This is a genomic window from Uliginosibacterium aquaticum (assembly GCF_012972705.2).
Lineage (GTDB): Bacteria > Pseudomonadota > Gammaproteobacteria > Burkholderiales > Rhodocyclaceae > Uliginosibacterium > Uliginosibacterium aquaticum.
In genome coordinates, this window is the sequence record NZ_JABCSC020000004.1 from 1 (window position 1) to 17,147 (window position 17,147).

The 17,147-nt window shown below is 59.6% G+C and carries 18 protein-coding genes and 1 other RNA gene; 14 read left to right on the top strand and 5 right to left on the bottom strand.

Annotation, left to right across the window (positions count from 1 at the left end; translation table 11 throughout):
• Positions 1 to 250 precede the first annotated feature (250 nt).
• The 3 genes from HJ583_RS15195 to fliW all read left to right on the top strand — a co-directional run bounded on the left by HJ583_RS15195 (position 251) and on the right by fliW (position 2,189).
• The gene (locus HJ583_RS15195; RefSeq protein ID WP_235943883.1) at positions 251 to 835 is read left to right on the top strand and encodes a DUF2802 domain-containing protein; all 585 of its coding nucleotides are present in this window, start codon (positions 251 to 253) and stop codon (positions 833 to 835) included.
• Entirely contained in the window at positions 822 to 1,586 is a 765-nt protein-coding gene (locus tag HJ583_RS15200; protein ID WP_170022729.1) for an SPOR domain-containing protein, read from the top strand. Before HJ583_RS15195 ends, HJ583_RS15200 begins: the two co-directional genes overlap by 14 nt.
• 159 nt (positions 1,587 to 1,745) lie before the next feature.
• The gene (gene fliW / locus HJ583_RS15205) at positions 1,746 to 2,189 is read left to right on the top strand and encodes a flagellar assembly protein FliW (RefSeq protein WP_101944300.1); all 444 of its coding nucleotides are present in this window, start codon (positions 1,746 to 1,748) and stop codon (positions 2,187 to 2,189) included.
• Positions 2,190 to 2,301: 112 nt separating this feature from the next.
• On the opposite strand, the gene HJ583_RS15210 is transcribed toward fliW, so the two are convergent.
• Positions 2,302 to 3,828 (bottom strand): DEAD/DEAH box helicase, encoded by a 1,527-nt coding sequence (locus tag HJ583_RS15210; protein WP_170022730.1) that lies wholly within the window; start codon positions 3,826 to 3,828, stop codon positions 2,302 to 2,304.
• Between HJ583_RS15210 and HJ583_RS15215 the strand changes: the two genes are divergently transcribed.
• Complete coding sequence (locus tag HJ583_RS15215; protein WP_170022731.1) at positions 3,822 to 4,079, top strand: hypothetical protein; 258 nt, start codon at positions 3,822 to 3,824, stop codon at positions 4,077 to 4,079. The genes HJ583_RS15210 and HJ583_RS15215 overlap by 7 nt on opposite strands.
• Before the next feature lie 50 nt (positions 4,080 to 4,129).
• Here HJ583_RS15215 and HJ583_RS15220 read toward each other — a convergent pair whose 3' ends face one another.
• Complete coding sequence (locus HJ583_RS15220; protein ID WP_170022732.1) at positions 4,130 to 5,668, bottom strand: methyl-accepting chemotaxis protein; 1,539 nt, start codon at positions 5,666 to 5,668, stop codon at positions 4,130 to 4,132.
• 21 nt (positions 5,669 to 5,689) lie between these two features.
• Complete coding sequence (locus HJ583_RS15225; RefSeq protein WP_170022733.1) at positions 5,690 to 6,583, bottom strand: ABC transporter substrate-binding protein; 894 nt, start codon at positions 6,581 to 6,583, stop codon at positions 5,690 to 5,692.
• A gap of 286 nt (positions 6,584 to 6,869) precedes the next feature.
• Between HJ583_RS15225 and ffs the strand changes: the two genes are divergently transcribed.
• The 5 genes from ffs (at position 6,870) to HJ583_RS15250 (ending at position 11,144) form a co-directional block, all read left to right on the top strand.
• Positions 6,870 to 6,967: signal recognition particle sRNA small type (gene ffs / locus HJ583_RS15230), an RNA gene on the top strand.
• A gap of 906 nt (positions 6,968 to 7,873) precedes the next feature.
• Complete coding sequence (gene dnaX, locus HJ583_RS15235; protein ID WP_170022734.1) at positions 7,874 to 9,580, top strand: DNA polymerase III subunit gamma/tau; 1,707 nt, start codon at positions 7,874 to 7,876, stop codon at positions 9,578 to 9,580.
• On the top strand, positions 9,577 to 9,900 hold the full coding sequence (locus HJ583_RS15240; protein WP_101944305.1) for a YbaB/EbfC family nucleoid-associated protein: 324 nt from the start codon (positions 9,577 to 9,579) through the stop codon (positions 9,898 to 9,900). The genes dnaX and HJ583_RS15240 overlap by 4 nt, the downstream gene beginning before the upstream one ends.
• 40 nt (positions 9,901 to 9,940) lie before the next feature.
• Positions 9,941 to 10,528, top strand: a complete 588-nt coding sequence (gene recR, locus HJ583_RS15245; RefSeq protein WP_170022735.1) for a recombination mediator RecR — start codon at positions 9,941 to 9,943, stop codon at positions 10,526 to 10,528.
• 13 nt (positions 10,529 to 10,541) lie between these two features.
• Positions 10,542 to 11,144 carry a DUF2059 domain-containing protein gene (locus HJ583_RS15250; protein ID WP_170022736.1) on the top strand — a complete coding sequence of 201 codons (603 nt, stop codon included), beginning with the start codon at positions 10,542 to 10,544 and terminating at the stop codon, positions 11,142 to 11,144.
• A gap of 6 nt (positions 11,145 to 11,150) precedes the next feature.
• On the opposite strand, the gene HJ583_RS15255 is transcribed toward HJ583_RS15250, so the two are convergent.
• Both HJ583_RS15255 and HJ583_RS15260 read right to left on the bottom strand, forming a co-directional pair.
• Positions 11,151 to 11,651 (bottom strand): MaoC/PaaZ C-terminal domain-containing protein, encoded by a 501-nt coding sequence (locus tag HJ583_RS15255; protein ID WP_170022737.1) that lies wholly within the window; start codon positions 11,649 to 11,651, stop codon positions 11,151 to 11,153.
• A gap of 158 nt (positions 11,652 to 11,809) precedes the next feature.
• On the bottom strand, positions 11,810 to 12,586 hold the full coding sequence (locus HJ583_RS15260) for an HAD-IIA family hydrolase (RefSeq protein WP_101944309.1): 777 nt from the start codon (positions 12,584 to 12,586) through the stop codon (positions 11,810 to 11,812).
• 275 nt (positions 12,587 to 12,861) lie between these two features.
• Here HJ583_RS15260 and petA point away from each other — a divergent pair, with 275 nt between their 5' ends.
• The 5 genes from petA to HJ583_RS15285 all read left to right on the top strand — a co-directional run bounded on the left by petA (position 12,862) and on the right by HJ583_RS15285 (position 17,023).
• Entirely contained in the window at positions 12,862 to 13,497 is a 636-nt protein-coding gene (gene petA, locus HJ583_RS15265) for a ubiquinol-cytochrome c reductase iron-sulfur subunit (protein WP_170022738.1), read from the top strand.
• Between the two features lie 2 nt (positions 13,498 to 13,499).
• Complete coding sequence (locus tag HJ583_RS15270) at positions 13,500 to 14,903, top strand: cytochrome b (RefSeq protein WP_235943884.1); 1,404 nt, start codon at positions 13,500 to 13,502, stop codon at positions 14,901 to 14,903.
• The gene (locus HJ583_RS15275) at positions 14,900 to 15,658 is read left to right on the top strand and encodes a cytochrome c1 (protein WP_101944311.1); all 759 of its coding nucleotides are present in this window, start codon (positions 14,900 to 14,902) and stop codon (positions 15,656 to 15,658) included. The genes HJ583_RS15270 and HJ583_RS15275 overlap by 4 nt, the downstream gene beginning before the upstream one ends.
• A 103-nt stretch (positions 15,659 to 15,761) precedes the next feature.
• Positions 15,762 to 16,361: a glutathione S-transferase N-terminal domain-containing protein gene (locus tag HJ583_RS15280; RefSeq protein ID WP_101944375.1), complete on the top strand. Its 600-nt coding sequence runs from the start codon at positions 15,762 to 15,764 to the stop codon at positions 16,359 to 16,361.
• Positions 16,362 to 16,540: 179 nt separating this feature from the next.
• Positions 16,541 to 17,023 carry a ClpXP protease specificity-enhancing factor gene (locus tag HJ583_RS15285; protein ID WP_170022739.1) on the top strand — a complete coding sequence of 161 codons (483 nt, stop codon included), beginning with the start codon at positions 16,541 to 16,543 and terminating at the stop codon, positions 17,021 to 17,023.
• Positions 17,024 to 17,147: the final 124 nt, after the last annotated feature.

The following is a 17,147-nucleotide window of genomic DNA, read 5'->3' on the forward strand; positions in this document are numbered from 1 at the left end:
ACCGCGCCGATGATAGTGTGGTCCGCCCATGCGAAAGTAGGTCATCGTCAGACTACCCCATACCCAAAGCCCCCCTGTCTCTCACGAGGCAGGGGGGCTTTGCTTTGGGGGAAAACAAAAGGCTATGCCAACTCTTTGGCAACACGCTCGCATTCTCAGTATCATCAGGCGCAGTCTGCAGCGCACCGCGACTTGAATCTTCTCTGGACTTTATCAAACAGCTCGTTTATCGGCTGAACGGAGGCTGCATTTGACGTTTCGCGAAATCGTTCTCTGGTTGGTAGGGGGCTTGGCGGCCTATCTCATGTGGCTGTGCGTCCGACTATTGCGATTGCGTAAGCCACGTACTTCAGCCCCTGCGTTTTCAGAGGAGGCGACCCCTCCGGAAACGATTCACTCCCAGATCCTCGGCGGGGATCCGGAGCGTTCATTTTCCAGCGTTCATTTCGATGGTTCGCGCCCTGCGAACACTCGTGAGACGGATGTCAGTAGCGCACGCACCGAACCACGTTTGAATCGCCTCGGAGAGCCTGATGCGACTGAATTTGGTTTTGATGCCTTGCTCGAGATGCGCCAGACTCGTCACCTAGTGGATGAGTTACGCCTGACTCATGACCAGTTGCAAGCTCAGGTTAAAACCTTGCAGGATGAGTTGCATGCGCTGCGCGCAGCCTGTCAGGTTTCCCCTATGTACAGCGAAGCCGTAGCCCTTGCGCAACGCGGCTATGATGTTGATGCCATAGCTGAGCGCTGCGGGATTTCAATCGCTGAAGCGCAACTGGTGCGCTCATTGAGTTCGGATGCCAAGGGGGAGCAAGGCAATGACAGAGCATGAGCAATTCGACAATGACGGCGTGGCGACGCGAGGACGCAACAAACTGGTTTCCCGTGCTGTGCTGGTGGTTGCGCTGATTGTTGCTTTGCTGGCTGGCTTGATGATCTTCGAAGGCAAGTCAGACCGACCTGAGGTCAGCGAGGCAGCCCCTGTTGCCGCGGCACTCAATGCGCCGCGGATTGGTGTTTCTGTCTCTGCTGCGCCGACCACTCCGGCTGCTGTGCCGGAAAGTATGCCGGAAGAGCTTAAGCGGGCGATAAGGGAGGCCCCTGACGCTGCGCAGGCCACTCTTGCAAGCATGTCTGCTCCGGCGGCAAGCTCCGCCCCCTCCCAGACCCCTGTAGTGCCAGAGGGAAGCTCAGATGTGCCGACCAAGCCTTTGGCAACTCCCGCGACTCCAGTGCATTCGCCCTTACGCGCAGGGCGGGATTCACATCCCCAAGCGCCAACGCTTGCGACCAGTGCTGGCCGTACAGAGCCCGTACGCGCGTCATCCGCAGCCAGCCCTGCACTGAGCGAAGCGCGGGATGCTGGCCCCTTCATCTTGCAGGTTGGGGTGTTCAGTAATCCAGGGAATGCCGAAGAGTTACGCAACAAACTCCGACAGGCAGGCATTCCTACTCAGCTCGAGACCCGGGTGCAAGTGGGGCCGTTTTCAAGCAAGGAAGAGGCGGTGAAGGCTCAGGATCGCTTGAAAAAGCTGGGCATAGGTGGCGGTATGTTGCTGCCGACCAGTACAAAACGGCCTTGATGGGCTGATTTTCAATTTCTTTTCAGGGCTTTGGGGTAGAACAGGGCGACTAGAGTATGCAAGATGGGATGCCTGTCTTGCAGGCTCAAGCTTTTTTGCTGACTTTGTCCGCCAAGTCCGGATTGAGCCAGTCATCGCAGTTCTTGTCAGGAGGGGCTCATGAAGATCGATAGTCCGCAGTTCGGTAGCCTGGAGGTCGCCAGCAACAAGGTGGTCGAGTTTCCACTCGGCCTGCCTGGCTTCGAGGCCTGCAAGCGCTACACATTCATTGAAGTAGAGCAGAGCAGCGAGGCTTTTGCCGTGTTGCAAGGGGTGGATGATCCGGCAATTGCGTTTGCAGTGACAACCCCGGACTTGCTTGGCCTTCACTATGAGTTTGAGCTGAGTGAAGAAGAGCAGAACTTGCTTGGCGCGACGCGTGCAGAGGATGTGGCTGTACTGGTTATCCTGCGAAAGGGAGAGCCGGAGCAGATGCGTCGTGCCGGCGATGCTCACGTCAAAGCGAACCTGATGGCTCCATTGGTGATCAATGGCGCTACGATGCGCGGACTGCAGAAGATCATAGCCAAGCTGGGCTGTGAAGTGACCCTCAAGCCGGCCTGAGAAAGAGAGAGCGCCGATAACAGCAGGGTGTTGTCTGCCCCGCATTTTCCTAAAGCCAGATCGGGGCATTGATTCTTCACCTTAGTGAAGAGTCAATGCCCTGATGCTTTACTTAGCGCGGTCTGCTGCGAGCAGGCGTGCTTGTGCGTGATTCGCCACGTGCAGGGCGATCAGTGAAGTTTCCACTTTCGCTGCGAGGGCGAGCATCGAAGTGACGTTCGCCATTGAATAGCGGACGGTTCTTTGCTCCGGCCGTTGCTCCAGCCGGTTTACGGTTTACTGCTGGTGCAGTGGCCGCTGCCGGGCGCTCGCTGAAGCGACGAGCACTCTCTTCAAAGCGACCCGGGTCGATGAAGTTACGCGCAGGGCTGGAGCCTTCTTCACGGCTGCGTGGTGCATCCTTGGAGCGATTGCGATCCCCGAAGCTGCGCGGACGATCACTACCGTTGCGTTGGGGGCGATCGCCATGCGGGCGATTGCTGCTACGTTGTTCGGGCTTGAAGCGCGGTTCCAGCCCCTCGATGACGCTTGCTGGGATCAGCTGGGTGGTAAAGCGTTCGATGGCGCGGATTTTGAAGCGCTCGGCTGGAATAGCCAGGGTAATGGCCAAGCCCGCACGGCCGGCACGACCGGTACGGCCGATGCGGTGCACATAATCTTCCGGCTTCATCGGCATGCCGTAGTTGATCACATGGCTGATGTTGGGGACGTCGATGCCGCGGGCTGCTACGTCGGTTGCCACGAGGATCTTGATGTCGCCACGGCGCAACCCGGTGAGGGTGCGATTGCGCTTGGCCTGCGGCATATCGCCATGCAGGGATGCGGCGGCGAAGCCCTTGTCGGCCAGCGTTTCGGAGAGCCATTCGGCGTCGCGCTTGGTTGCGGCAAAAACGATGGCCTGAGTAACGTCATGGCCCTTGAGCAAATGATCGAGCAGACGATTCTTGTGGGCGGTGTCATCGGCCCAATGCACGCGCTGTTCGATATCGGCATGGCGATCGGTCTGGTTGGCGAGCTCGATGCGTTGCGGAGCGCGGAGCATGGACTGGGCGAGACGACCGACTTCGCCGCCAAAAGTGGCGGAGAACATCAGGGTCTGACGGTTCTCGGGCAGTGCCGCAATGATTTTCTCGATATCTTCCATGAAGCCCATGTCGAGCATTCGGTCGGCTTCGTCGAGAACCAGCATTTCGGTTCGTGAAAAATCGATGCGACCGCTGCTGATGTAATCAAGCAGGCGCCCCGGGGTAGCCACGAGAACGTCCACCGGCTGGCGCAGCAGCTTCAGTTGGGCCGGGTAGGGCATACCGCCAACAACCGTTACGACGGCGATCCGTTTCATGGTGCGGCTGTAGGTGACAGCAGCCTTGGCCACTTGCTGAGCAAGCTCACGCGTCGGGCAGAGGATGACTGCGCGCGGCCCGATGCTGCGCACGGCAGCCGGTTCGGCCAAGCGCTGCAGGGCGGGAAGCATGAAGGCAGCGGTTTTGCCGCTGCCGGTGGCGGCGGAGACCATCAGATCGCTTCCGCTAAGTGCGGCCGGAATGGCGGCGGCCTGAACGGACGTGGGCGTGGTGTAGCCCGCGCGGGACACAGCGGAAACGAGAATGGGGTTCAGACCCAGGGAATCAAATGACATTTCTTGCCTATCGGAAAAAGCGCGAAGAGCCGTGGCTGCCAGAGCAGCACGGGGTTGGGCGCAAACAGGCGCAGATCAAGCTGCGCGAACACATCGGCGCCAACCAGTACAACAAACGCGCAATATTTCCGAAGAATGCGGAAATGCGTGAAGAGGGGGTCAGGGACGATGAAACGATTTCGCACTGCACAAACGATGCAGTGGAAGGCTGCGCACTCTACAGCAAGAAAACGCAGATTGCACGCAATTAATTGTTACGACAGCGTTTTTCCTTGCCGAAGGCATGTCTTCGGCAAGGGGCTCAAACGGTAAAGCGGCGAACCGTGGCATCCAGCCGGCCGGCGATATCTGACAGACGGGCCGCAAGCCGATTGGCGGTTTCCGCCACCTCCTGATTTTCTTCGCTGGAATGCGCGATGCGTTCGATGTGACGGGCAATGTCCTGGCTGGCACTGCTTTGCTCTTGCACCGAGGTGGAGATTGTCGAGATATGGCCAACGGTTTCCGTGGACTGCTCTTCAATGCGCTGCAGGGCTTCGGCTACATCACTGGCACTACGTACGCCTGCTTCGACCTTGCGGTTGGCATCGTTGATGCCGACCACTGCGTCCGAAGTGTCGCGCTGCACGGCTTCGATCTTGGCATTGATTTCCTGGGTAGCGACAGTCGTGCGCTCCGCCAGCTTGCGCACCTCATCGGCTACCACTGCGAAACCGCGCCCTTGCTCGCCGGCGCGGGCCGCTTCAATGGCGGCGTTCAGCGCAAGGAGGTTGGTCTGATCGGCAATCTCCTTGATGACATTGACGATGCTGCCGATTTCATCGGAGCGACGGGCTAGCGCGCTCATGGTTTCGCTAACCTGAGTGATGGCCTGGGCGATCTGGCGGATCTCTCCAGCGGCCTGGCGCGCAGTGTGCGCGCCGCTGCTGGCCGTACTGGCGGCGCTGCGGGTTTCGGATTCAACGTTGTGCGTGTTCTCTGCGATATGGCTTACGCTAACCGACATTTCCTCAATAGCGGCTGCGGTGGACTGAACCGCTTCGGACTGATGGCCCGAGGCGGCACTGACTTTTTGTGCTGCTGCGGTCAGCTCGCGTGCGGCCGAACCTTGTTCGCCCACGCTACCTGCCACATCCCTGATCACGGTCTGAATGCGCGCAACGAAGGTATTGAACCAGTGTGCCACTTCAGCGAACTCCTTATTGCCGCTGGCGTCGAGGCGGCGGGTGAGGTCGGCCTCACCCTCGGCGATGCTGCGCAAGGCGTCACGAATTCTTTGCAGCGGACCAATTACCGTGGTGCGCAAGGCTACGGTCAGGGCCATCAACAAGGCGATATCGAGCAGCACGATTTGCAACAAGACGCCAAAGAGTTCGTCGCGCAATGCCTGATCAACACCGGCACGTGAATAGCGCAGAGAAAACTTGCCGATGCTCTGGGTCTTGTCGCCTTCGGTATAGGTGACTTCCGCTTCCTTACTCATCAACTCCGGTTTGTCGACAAGCTCTGTGAGCTCGTCCGGCTTGCCATCCTTGTCGCGCCCGATGAGCAGGCTCCAGTTTTTCGGTGTATTGAGGCTAACCGACTGCAGAAATTCGGCGCCCAGCTCGGCCTTGAGGGTCGCGACCATGACAGGTTTGTCGAAATTCCATAGCGGCATCGAGAGGTTGGTCTGGATGCGCTCGATGGCATCGCTGGCATCCTCTTCGAGTGCGGCCTCTAGACTGTGTTTGGTCGAGATATAGCTGATGCCACCGGAGATAGCGAGCAGCGTGGTGATGATGACAAGGAACAGCAGGACCAGGCGGCTGCTGACACTGTTCAGGTCGAAACTGGGCATGGTGAGCTCCCTTCTGGAAGGTCAGGGTTTCTTGGCGCCGGCGGAGTAGGGCACGCTCACGTCCAGCCACAGGGACTTGTCCTCAAATGGGGTGTCCGGTGAGAGAAACTTGTTGTCTACCCGGAAAATCTTGCGCTCGTGCAGGCGGGCTGCCTCCAAGGCGGGGCCGAAGGATTCGGTGAAGATCCGGTCGAAGCTGCCATCCTTGATCATGGCGCGCAGGCCGCGCTCGAGCCGCGCGGCGAGTGTCGGGCCCTCTCCTTTGCGGCTCACCATGAAGATGCGTGGCATTGGGTAATAGACGGCCAGAGTGGGCTCGATCGCCAGATCGGTGATGCCTTGCTTGGTGGCGTCAGCAAGCCCTCCCGGCGCTTCCCAGGTGGCGCGGGCAAACATGTCAAAGCGCTCTTCGGTGAGCATGCGCAGCAGCCCGGCCGAGTAATAGGCTTTGGTCACCTTGAAGCCCGCGGCCTCCAGGATTTTTGTGTCCGGCCAGCGGGAGCCTTGGCCGACGCTTAGTCGCTTGAGTTCATCTACGCTCTGGATTGCAGCGAATTTCGGCAGGTCCGGCTTGCGCACCAGCATGATGCGATAGCCGAGCAAGCCCTTGTCCAGCGGCACCCTGACCGGAAGAAGCTTCTTCTCCTCATCAATATTGGAGCCGCGGGTCAGAATGTGCAGCTTGCCTGTGTTGTCGGCGATTTCGTCAATTGCCCGGGCGGTGCCGAAGGTCGTGTCACTGGCTTTGATGCTGAAGCCGCCCTCGCTTTTGGTGCGTTCAAGCGCAGCTTCGAGCAAAGAGATGAAGTTCTTCGGCTCGTTCTTGTTGTAGATGACGGTCAGATCAGTAGCCGTAGCGCTCAGGCTGCATGTCAGCAGGCCGATTGCCATCATGCGCTGCAGTAGCTTGATCATGTGTGGCCCCTACTCTCTTGTTGCGGTGACGGTCGTTGCAAGGCTGCACGTAGCGCTGGATATAGGAGGGCGCTGATGCATTAAGGCGCGATGCACAGATTGTCAGCCGCCGACGTGTTCCCGGTTATCGGCGCAGCGCCTAGCAACTTGAGTGGCCGGGCGGGCAGCGTCTTGTGGGGGCACGAGCTTGTGTTCAGGGTGAAGCAGCAGTCTCTGCTGCGCTGTGAGCGGCAGGTCCCTTGGAGGCAACGCGGGCACATGGAAAAACTGGGGTACAATGCCGCGCGGCGGGTCTCCCCGCATTGCAGCGTGGGAACCTGGTCAGGTCCGGAAGGAAGCAGCCATAACCATTCCCTGCAAGTGCCGGGGGTCAGGCTCGCCGCCTCGAATATATGAACGGGCTGTGTCTTGCGACACAGCCCGTTTGCTTTTGCAGGCCGGAGCAGAGAAGCGTCAGGCCTCTCTTTGCACGACTGGGGGCGGCGCTGGCGTTGTGGCGGGCTGTACGGTATTACGTCGCTCATGCCAATGACTTGCCGGGGCTGGTGTTGTGGCTTCCCCGAGCCATGCGTTAAGCAGCAACATGGCGCAGATAGCCAGTAAAACCGTTGCTATCAATTGGAACAAGGGGTGGTTACTCTCTCTGTACCGGGCTTGGGTATCAATTTGGTTGTTGCTCACATGAGGTGCTGACGACCTGCCTTTGAAGGCGTATGCCGCGTCTGCGATCAGATGATGAGAAGCGCTGCGCCAAAGGCAAAGATGGCCAGACCGAGGCCTTCGCGCAGGCAGTGTGCAAACTTGGCTGGTAATGTGTTGCGCATGATGTACTCCTGGTGTGCAGCTGATTTCAGCTTGATTTATGTGGTGTGGGCCCGCCAATTGAATCTGTGCAAGCAACTGATAGGGGCAGAGCATGGCTGTGGTATCGCTTCAGCACCCATGTGCTCCAGATATGGCTTCAAAGGCGGACTAAGTGCTGATAGTGCTCCGCCTGACCTGCAAACAAGTTGATGCAGAGATCCAGCAGGTGGTTGGCGAACTGTTTGTGTTGGGACATGGCAGGCTCCTTTTGATTGCCTAAAGATATTGAATTGCTGTTATTCAATCCAATTTATTAATCGAAAGAGGGTAATAGTCAAAATGAACTTCCCCCTGTGCGGAGCGCTGCAACTGGGGGGGCTCTTCCTGTGGTTTGACTGTTACGAGCGCTTTGCGTCATTAATGCAAAGGCTTGGGGCGGACAAATCGGTGCGAAGCGGCGAGGGCATCCGGGCTACAATCGCGCCCATGAGTTATCAGGTCCTTGCCCGTAAGTGGCGCCCCCGGAGTTTCGAGACCCTTGTCGGGCAGGAGCATGTGGTGCGCGCCCTGACACACGCGCTCACCACGGGGCGCCTGCATCACGCCTATCTCTTTACCGGAACACGTGGGGTCGGCAAAACCACCATTTCGCGCATTCTGGCCAAGAGCCTTAACTGCGAGCAGGGCGTGACGGCCACCCCTTGTGGCGTGTGTGCCGCCTGCACCGAAATCGACAGTGGGCGCTTCGTTGATTACGTCGAGATGGATGCCGCCTCCAACCGAGGGGTGGATGACATGGCGGCCTTGCTGGAAAAGGCGGCGTATGCCCCCTCGCGCGGTCGCTACAAGGTCTACATGATCGATGAAGTGCATATGCTGACCGGGCATGCCTTCAACGCCATGCTGAAAACGCTGGAAGAGCCGCCGGCGCATATGAAGTTCATTCTTGCGACGACGGATCCGCAGAAAATTCCGGTCACGGTCCTGTCACGTTGTTTGCAGTTCAATCTCAAGCAGATGCCGCAGACGCACATCGTCGAGCATCTGTCGAACATCCTTGGGCAGGAGGCTGTGCCTTTCGAGTCTGGGGCGTTGCGCCATATCGCCAAGGGCGCTAATGGTTCGATGCGTGACGCGCTATCGCTGCTTGATCAGGCCATCGCGCATGGTGCGGGCAAGGTTGAAGAGGAGGGGGTGCGCGACATGCTCGGCACGGTCGGCGAAGACCATCTCTTCGAATTGCTCGACGCCTTGCAGGCGCAGGATATCGGGGCCTTGATCGCTGTGGCAGATGCCATGGAGGCGCGCAGCCTGAGTTTTGAATCGGCCTTGCAGGAGTTCGCGACCCTGTTGCATCGCGTCGCTCTGGTTCAATTTGCCCCACAGGCGATTGCGGATAACTTCGAGCGTGAGCGTCTGGCGCCCTATGCAGCGGCCTTTGATGCCGAATTTTTGCAGCTGGCTTACCAGATCACGATCCATGGCCGGGAAGAACTGGCTCTGGCGCCGGATGAGTACACCGGTTTCACGATGAGCCTGCTGCGCCTGCACGCGTTCCGGCCCGAAACACCTGGCAGTGCAGCGCGCGCACTGACCGCTCCGGTGGCTACTCAGGCTCCTCTGCGCCCCGTTGCGGCAGCGGCTACGCCTGTTGTACCTGCCCGTCCGGTGGCTGCTGCGCCGCAGTCTGTACAGGAGCCGCCACCGCCATGGGAAGACGAACCCGCTCCGGCGACGCAGGTTGCCGCTCCGCCTCCGCCGCCTGTTCCGGCCGCTGTTGCGGCGCCGGTGGCGCTGGCGGGGGCCGCCGACTGGCTGGCCCAGATCCAGGCGAGCGGCGTGGGTGGCATGGTGCGTGAGCTGGCGCAGAACTGTGAGTTCCTCGGTCTGGAGGGGAGTGTGCTGAGTCTACGTTTGGCGCCGGCGCATCGGCATCTGATGGCGATGCCGTCAAACCTGGCCAAATTACAGGAAGCCCTGTCCGCCACGCAGGGCAGGCCCTTGCGTGTGAACATAGAAGTTGCTGAACCGGGCAGCCAGACGCCGGCTCAGCGCAAGCAAGAAATCCGTCAGGCGCGCCAGGCCGATGCCGTGGCTGCGCTGGAATCCGATCCCTTTGTGCAGGAGCTCATTGAGCGTTGCGATGCGACGCTGGTGGAGTCCTCCGTCAAACCTTTAGGAGAAGCAGAATGATGAAAGGCGGCCTTGCTGGTCTGATGAAACAGGCCCAGCAGATGCAGGAAAACATGAAGAAGGCTCAGGAAGCGCTGGGCCAGATCGATGTCGAAGGCTCTGCGGGTGCCGGTGCCGTAAAAGTGGTGATGAACTGCCAGAACAAGGTCAAGCGGGTGCAGATCAATGAAGCTGTGATGGATGATCGCGAAATGCTTGAAGACTTGATCGTGACTGCGCTGAATGACGCTGCAGCCAAGGCCGAGGCCGTCAGCAGCGAAAAAATGGCGGGTTTCACCTCTGGCATGGGCATGCCGCCGGGCTTCAAGCTGCCGTTCTGAAACACAAGCGGGGGCGCGTGCTTGCGCCCCACTCTCTCCCATGCCTCTTCTGGACTCCCTTACCGAAGCTTTGCGGGTCTTGCCCGGCGTTGGGCCCAAGTCGGCCCAGCGCATGGCCTATCATCTGCTGCAACGCGATCGCGAGGGCGCTGCACGCCTGGCAGGAACGCTCGCTGCAGCCTTGGCCGAAGTGCGCCATTGCGCGCGCTGCAATAACTTCACCGAGGCCGAGGTGTGCGAACGTTGCCTTAGCCAGCAGCGGGACGCGAGCCAGCTATGCGTGGTGGAGATGCCGTCGGATTTGATGGTGATGGAGTCCACGCTGGCCTATCGGGGCTTGTACTACGTTTTGATGGGCAAACTCTCGCCGCTGGATGGCATTGGTCCGCGTGAGCTGAAGTTCGACAAACTGGTCGAACGTGCGACGGATGGGATGGTTCAGGAAGTGATCCTGGCCACCAATTTCACCAACGAGGGTGAGGCGACGGCCCATTATCTCGGCGAGATGCTGCGTGCGAGGGGGCTGCGGGTGAGCCGCATTGCACGTGGCGTGCCGGTTGGGGGGGAACTCGAGCATACCGACCTGGGGACGGTGGCGCAGGCCTTCGTCGAACGGCGAGGCTGGTAAAAGGAATGATCGAATGAAGCGTGGCTTGATGTTGTTGCTGTTTTGGCCGGTGTGCGTATGGGCGGATGCTGCAAGCCATCGCAAGGCCGTGGATGAACTGATGCTGGTTCTGCGGGCTGACGGGGCGGTGACGACCTGGCGCAAGCAACTGGATGCACAGGCCATCGAGGTGATTGACAAGGCTTTGGCGGGCAAGAAAGAGGATCAGCTGAACGAAGCCCAGCGTGCCGCTGTCGAGCGTTTCTCGCAGCGAGCCAATGCAGCGCTGGACGCCGCGCTGGACTGGAGCCGGTTCAAGGATCCCATCGCCCAGATTTATCTCGAGAATTACAGCGAGGGAGAAGTGCGGGACCTGCTCGGTTTCTATCGCAGCGCGAGCGGGCAGAAAGCGCTCCGGCAAGGGGGCAGGATTGCGGATGCTGTCGGGCAGTTGCTGCGCTCGCAGATCCAGAACACGCTGCCGGAGTTTCAGCGCATCGGGCAGGACTTCAATCAGGAATATGAGCAGGCGGCTTTGGCCATGCGCACCCCCGTACCAGTCAAAACACAGCCGCCCGCCAGTTCTCGCCCGGCCGCTCCTGCCTTTGAGGGCGTGAACCCTAAAACCGGGCGCTGACGCGTATCAGGGAGTGGGGCTGAAGCGCGCGCCGTCGAGCGTCACCGGCGGGACCGGCATAGCCGGGCGGCGGACTTTTTCTGTTGGTGCCAGCACCTCGGCTTCGCCCTTCACGACTGCCTTGCCATCCTGGTTGATGCAGACGCAGTCGAAAACCACGCGTTTTTTGTCATCGAATTTTTCGCGCGCGGTGACCGTGACGGTGAGTCGGTCGCCCGGCTTGACCGGTCGGGCAAAGCGCAGCGTCTGGCTTAGGTAGATGGTGCCGGGTCCCGGCAGCTGCACTCCCAACACCGTGGAGACCAGGGCGCCGCTGAATATGCCGTGCGCGATCACGCCGCCGAACATGCTTCCCTGAGCGTATTCGTGGTCCAAGTGGGCCGGATTGATGTCTCCGGAGAGGGCGGCGAAGAGCTGGATGTCTGCCTCGGTGATGGACCGTGTGAGGCTGGCTGAATCACCGATGGAGATTTCGTCGTAGGTGCGGTTTTCGATCGCGTCGCTCATGCTTTGCCCCCGTTCCTTCAAGAAGATTGCCGCTGTCCGTTGTGCTGGTTGGCTAGGCCGCTCGATGTGTGCGGCGCAGCAATTTTAGGCCGGGACTGAGCGGCTACGGAGTGGCTGTCGGGGCAGGCGGCCCGGCCAGTGCAGGCCGGGCGCGGCGATCAGAGGGCTGCCAGATCGATTTCGCCGACGTTGTTGAGAACGTAGTCGGGCTTGTACGGGAACTCAGCCATCAGCGTCGGCGTGGTCACGCCTGAGAGGACCAGTACCGTGCTCATGCCGGCTTCCATACCGCCGACGATGTCGGTATCCATGCGGTCTCCCACCATCACGCAGTCTTCCGGATGGGCGCCGAGCTTGCGGGCGGCCAGCATCATCATCAAGGAGTTGGGCTTGCCGACGATGTACGGTTTCTTGCCCGTGGCTGCCGAAATGGCGGCCAGGATGGTGCCAGCGGCTGGCTCCAGGCCACCCTCGACCGGGTCGATCATATCCGGGTTGGTGCCGATGAACTTGGCGCCCTGGTCGATCAGGCGCACCGCCTTCTTGAGTTGCTCGTAACTGAGCGTGGAGGACTTGGCGACCACCACATAGTCCGGATTCGATTCCGAGATCGAGAAACCAACGTTGTAGAGCTCGTTGATCAGGCCGCCACCACCGAGAACATAGGCCGTGGCGTGCTGTTTCTGATTCTGGTTCTTCAGGAACATCGCTGTGGCCATGGCCGCAGTGATGAAATTGGCTTCGGTGAGTCCGTCGATACCGAGGCTGGCCAGCTTCAGCTTGAGATCCAGCGGAGTCTGTTCGGCGTTGTTGGTCAGAAACAGAAAGGGGGTCTTGCTCTCAAGCAGGCGGGTGACGAAATCCTTGGCGCCGGGGATCAATTGTTTGCCACGGTAGATCACGCCATCCATGTCCGAGATGATGCACTTGGCCATATTTGTTTTCCTGTTACAGGGGAGGTCAAAAACACATGCCGGAAGTATGCCGCAGATGCATAGAGAGCGGGCTGCGCATGCGCAAAGCAGATCAAGGATTGCCCGAATTGAGCTTTTTGCGCCTTTTGGGTTGAATGACATTAGGGTTTATTTGCTTTGCAGGTTTATGATTATTATGTGTTTTTAAGAATAGATTGGAGCGCGGGCTTTAATCCCTCCTGCCGTCTTGGCTATAATCGCCCAGTTTTCTGAATCACAATCACTCGGGGTTTGCAATGAGCGATCACAAACTAGATGCATCCGCTGGCGGAGCATCGTTCTGTGCGTGCAGTCTGGATTCGTCCCGACGCACCCTGCTGGCCGCTACGGCTGGTGTCGGTGCGGTGGCGGCAGCCGGAGTGGCCGTACCTTTCGTGGCGAGCTTTACGCCGTCCGAGCGTGCCAAAGCGGCCGGAGCGCCGGTTGAAGTCGATCTCTCTAAGCTGCAGCCCGGTGAAAAGATGACCGTCGAGTGGCAGGGCAAGCCGGTGTGGGTGCTTCGCCGCACGCCCGAAATGTTGGCTGTGCTGAAGGAGGGGGCGGACAAGCTGGTTGATCCCGAGTCGCAGGCTGCGCAGCAGCCTGCCTATGTCAAGGGCATCGAGCGCGCGATCAATCCCGAGTATTTTGTCTGTATCGGTATTTGTACCCACCTGGGCTGTTCGCCCTCTGACAAGCTCAAGGCAGGTGCCGAGAGCGGTATGGGAGCGGAGTGGAAGGGCGGCTTCTTGTGCCCCTGCCATGGTTCGCAGTTTGATCTGGCCGGGCGTGTGTTCAAGGCCATGCCGGCGCCGACGAATCTGGTGATCCCGCCGCACACCTATCTGAGTGAAACACGCCTGCTGATCGGCGAAGACTCCAAGGGAGCCTGAGGATGATTGATTCCAAGATGCTGGCCGAAAAGGGCCAACAACTGCTGGGCTGGGTGGATGATCGCTTTCCGCTGACCTCCACTTATAAGGCGCATCTGTCCGAGTACTACGCGCCCAAAAACTTCAACTTCTGGTACTTCTTCGGCTCTCTGGCGCTGCTGGTGCTGGTGCTGCAGATCGTGACCGGCATTTTCCTGGTCATGCATTACAAGCCGGACGCTTCGCTGAACAGCGCCGGCATTCCGGTGGCGTTTGCCAGCGTCGAGTACATCATGCGCGACGTGCCGGGCGGCTGGATCATCCGCTACATGCACTCCACGGGCGCTTCGATGTTCTTCGTGGTGGTGTATCTGCATATGTTCCGCGGTTTGCTCTACGGCTCCTACCGCAAGCCGCGCGAGCTGATCTGGCTGTTCGGGATCGCGATTTTCCTGTGCCTGATGGCTGAGGCCTTCTTCGGCTATCTGCTGCCCTGGGGCCAGATGTCCTTCTGGGGCGCGCAGGTGATCGTGAACCTGTTCGCGGCGATTCCTGTGATCGGGCCGGACTTGTCAATCTTCATCCGTGGCGACTTCGTGGTGTCTGACGCCACGCTGAACCGCTTCTTTGCTTTCCACGTGATCGCTATTCCGCTGGTTCTGCTGGGGCTGGTGGCGGCTCACCTGGTGGCGCTGCATGAAGTCGGCTCGAACAATCCGGACGGAGTCGAGATCAAGAAGCACAAGGACGCCAACGGCATTCCTCTTGATGGCATCCCCTTCCATCCGTACTACACGGTGAAGGATATCTTCGGGGTGTGCGTGTTCCTGATTGTCTTTGCGACCATCATTTTCTTTGCTCCCGAGGGCGGTGGTTACTTCCTCGAGTACAACAACTTCTTCCCGGCAGATCCGCTCAAGACGCCGCCGCATATTGCGCCGGTGTGGTATTTCACGCCCTTCTACTCGATCCTGCGTGCCACCACTTCGGATTTCATGTGGGCTCTTGGCGCCTTGGTGGCGATTACCGGTGGCTTGGCCATCCTGACCTCGAAGTGCAAGCCCGTGAAGGCTGTCGCGGCGGTAGTGACGCTTGGCGCGCTCGGTGCTTTCGTGCTGATCGAGGCTAAGGTATGGGGTGTTGTGCTGATGGGCGGCTCGGTGATGGTGATCGGCCTGCTGCCCTGGCTGGACCAGAGCCCGGTCAAGTCGATCCGCTACAAGGGTGGGCTTTACAAGAGCATCCTTGCAGTCTGGGTAGTCTGCTTTGTGATCCTCGGGTATCTCGGCGTGCAGCCGCCGTCGCCGATCGGCAACCTCGTCTCGCAGATCTGCTCCTGGCTGTACCTGGCGTTCTTCGCCTTCATGCCCTGGTACTCACGCCTCGACAAGACCAAAGCTGAACCGGAAAGGGTGACCTCGAAATGAGCCTGTTCAACAAGACTCTGGCCATTGCCGCGCTGGCCCTCACGGCCGCGCTGGCCCAGGCCTCAGGTGGTGTGCAACTGGACCGTGCGCCGCTGCGCTTCGACAATGCCTCGCTGCAAAGTGGCGCAAAGACCTTCGTCAACTACTGCCTGAACTGTCACGGTGCGAGCGCGCTGCGCTACAACCGTTTGACCCAGATCGGCCTGACCGAGCAGCAGATCAAGGATAATCTGATGTTCACCGCCGACAAGATCGGTGAGCAGATGAAGGTCGCCATCCGCAGTGACGACGCCAAGCGCTGGTTTGGCGCCGCGCCGCCCGATCTCTCGGTGATCGCCCGTGCTCGCGCCTCGGGTGATGGCAGTGGGGCCGACTGGCTGTATACCTATCTGCGTCAGTTCTACCGCGACGACTCGCGTCCGACCGGCTGGAACAACGTGATCTTCCCCGGAGTGGGGATGCCGCACGCCCTTTGGAATCTGCAGGGAGTGCAGGAAGCGCGCTTCGTCGAGAAAGATGATGGCCATGGCAACAAGGTCAAGCATCTGGAAGGGCTGGAACTGGTTCAGCCCGGCCTCTTGACGAAGGAGGAGTACGACGAAGAGGTGGCGAATCTCGTGTCCTTCCTCACCTGGATGGGTGAGCCGGCACAGGAGACGCGTCGCCAGCTCGGCTGGGCCGTGCTCGCCGTACTGGGTGTTCTGGCCGTCCTTTCCTGGATGCTCAAGAAGGCATTCTGGAAAGACGTGCATTAACAGGTGTGCAACCGAAATGATGGTGTTGGCTGGTCGCGACAGCGAAGCGCAGCAGGCGCGTCGTGTGGTTCGTGACACTGAATATTCCTGGAGTAATTCCGCAATGATGAATTTGTATTCCGGTACAACGGACCCCTTCAGCCACCGTTGCCGGATCGTGCTGTACGAAAAGGGCATGGATTTCCAGGTGGTGGATGTTGATCTCTTCAACAAGCCTGAAGACATCGCCGCAATCAATCCCTATAACCGCGTGCCGGTGCTGGTGGACCGCGACCTCATCCTGTATGAGTCGAACATCATCAATGAGTACATTGACGAGCGCTTCCCGCACCCGCAGCTGATGCCGCCGGATCCGATCATGCGTGCCAAGGCGCGTCAGATCCTGCATACGCTTGAGAACGAGCTCTTCTCGCATATCGAGGCGCTGGAGAAGAATCAGAAGGCGGCTGCCGACAAGGCCCGTGGCCATGTGCGTGATCAGCTGATGCAACTGGTGCCACTGTTCGCCAAGCAGAAGTACATGCTCGGTGACGAGTTCTCGATGCTGGATGTGGCGGTGGCACCGCTGCTGTGGCGCCTTGAGCACTATGGCATCGAGCTGCCGAAAACGGCGGCGCCCCTGATGAAGTACGCTGAACGGATCTTTACCCGTCAGGGCTTCATCGACGCGCTTACCCCCTCCGAACGCGCCATGCGCAGATAAGCACACATCAAGCTACTGCGCGGGGCGATTTTGAGGCTGTGATGCTCGCCGTATTCACATACGGCTGTGCTTCTCGCCCCAAACTCACTCCAGCTCGCTACGCTTGCTGCATGCTTCTCTGACGGCACTATTCCGATTCGGGCGCGTTTTGCGCCCGAATCGTTTTCAAGGCCTGCATCATGAGTACATCCCAGTCTTCCTCAACCAAGTCCTACCTGATCCGCGCCATCTTTGACTGGTGCGTCGACAACAGTCTGACGCCCTACGTCGTGGTGCTGGTGGATGAGCGGACGCTGGTGCCGCTGCAACACGTGCGCGACGGTCAGATCGTGCTCAACATTGCGCCTTACGCGACCAACAAGCTGCTCATCGATGCTGAGGCGGTGAGCTGCCAGGCTCGCTTCTCGGGCAAGGTTGAAACCATTTACGTACCGATCTCCCAGGTGCTGGCCATCTATGCCCGTGAAAACGGTCAAGGCATGGCTTTCCAGCCCGGGGCCATCAGTGGTTCCGGCATGGAGTTGGGTGGTGTGGTGGAGGCGCCGGAGGAAGAGTCAGTCGAGCACCTGCCGGCCACTGCTGAAAGCGCGCCCGAGCCGGACGATGAGCCGCCGGTGCCTCCGCCCGCCAGCAAGGGCAGCCATCTGCGTCGTATCAAGTAGCCAGCCTGCGGGCGGGCTGTGGTAAGCGCGCCACTTTCCTTGCCTTTCCTTCTTGCTTGTCCGGCGCTTGATGCGACAATCCGGGCTGCTTTGCCCCGCGCTAATTCCTTGTCTTGAAGGGAGT

Bases quoted from the DNA above. Each gene is read 5' to 3' on its own strand.
- recR (WP_170022735.1), top strand. From the start codon at position 9,941: ATGCCTCTTCTGGACTCCCTTACCGAAGCTTTGCGGGTCTTGCCCGGC.
- HJ583_RS15200 (WP_170022729.1), top strand. From the start codon at position 822: ATGACAGAGCATGAGCAATTCGACAATGACGGCGTGGCGACGCGAGGA.
- HJ583_RS15220 (WP_170022732.1), bottom strand. From the start codon at position 5,668: ATGCCCAGTTTCGACCTGAACAGTGTCAGCAGCCGCCTGGTCCTGCTG.
- HJ583_RS15250 (WP_170022736.1), top strand. From the start codon at position 10,542: ATGAAGCGTGGCTTGATGTTGTTGCTGTTTTGGCCGGTGTGCGTATGG.
- HJ583_RS15210 (WP_170022730.1), bottom strand. From the start codon at position 3,828: ATGTCATTTGATTCCCTGGGTCTGAACCCCATTCTCGTTTCCGCTGTG.
- HJ583_RS15280 (WP_101944375.1), top strand. From the start codon at position 15,762: ATGATGAATTTGTATTCCGGTACAACGGACCCCTTCAGCCACCGTTGC.
- HJ583_RS15255 (WP_170022737.1), bottom strand. From the start codon at position 11,651: ATGAGCGACGCGATCGAAAACCGCACCTACGACGAAATCTCCATCGGT.
- HJ583_RS15270 (WP_235943884.1), top strand. From the start codon at position 13,500: ATGATTGATTCCAAGATGCTGGCCGAAAAGGGCCAACAACTGCTGGGC.
- fliW (WP_101944300.1), top strand. From the start codon at position 1,746: ATGAAGATCGATAGTCCGCAGTTCGGTAGCCTGGAGGTCGCCAGCAAC.
- HJ583_RS15225 (WP_170022733.1), bottom strand. From the start codon at position 6,583: ATGATCAAGCTACTGCAGCGCATGATGGCAATCGGCCTGCTGACATGC.
- HJ583_RS15240 (WP_101944305.1), top strand. From the start codon at position 9,577: ATGATGAAAGGCGGCCTTGCTGGTCTGATGAAACAGGCCCAGCAGATG.
- HJ583_RS15275 (WP_101944311.1), top strand. From the start codon at position 14,900: ATGAGCCTGTTCAACAAGACTCTGGCCATTGCCGCGCTGGCCCTCACG.
- HJ583_RS15285 (WP_170022739.1), top strand. From the start codon at position 16,541: ATGAGTACATCCCAGTCTTCCTCAACCAAGTCCTACCTGATCCGCGCC.
- HJ583_RS15260 (WP_101944309.1), bottom strand. From the start codon at position 12,586: ATGGCCAAGTGCATCATCTCGGACATGGATGGCGTGATCTACCGTGGC.
- HJ583_RS15215 (WP_170022731.1), top strand. From the start codon at position 3,822: ATGACATTTCTTGCCTATCGGAAAAAGCGCGAAGAGCCGTGGCTGCCA.
- dnaX (WP_170022734.1), top strand. From the start codon at position 7,874: ATGAGTTATCAGGTCCTTGCCCGTAAGTGGCGCCCCCGGAGTTTCGAG.
- petA (WP_170022738.1), top strand. From the start codon at position 12,862: ATGAGCGATCACAAACTAGATGCATCCGCTGGCGGAGCATCGTTCTGT.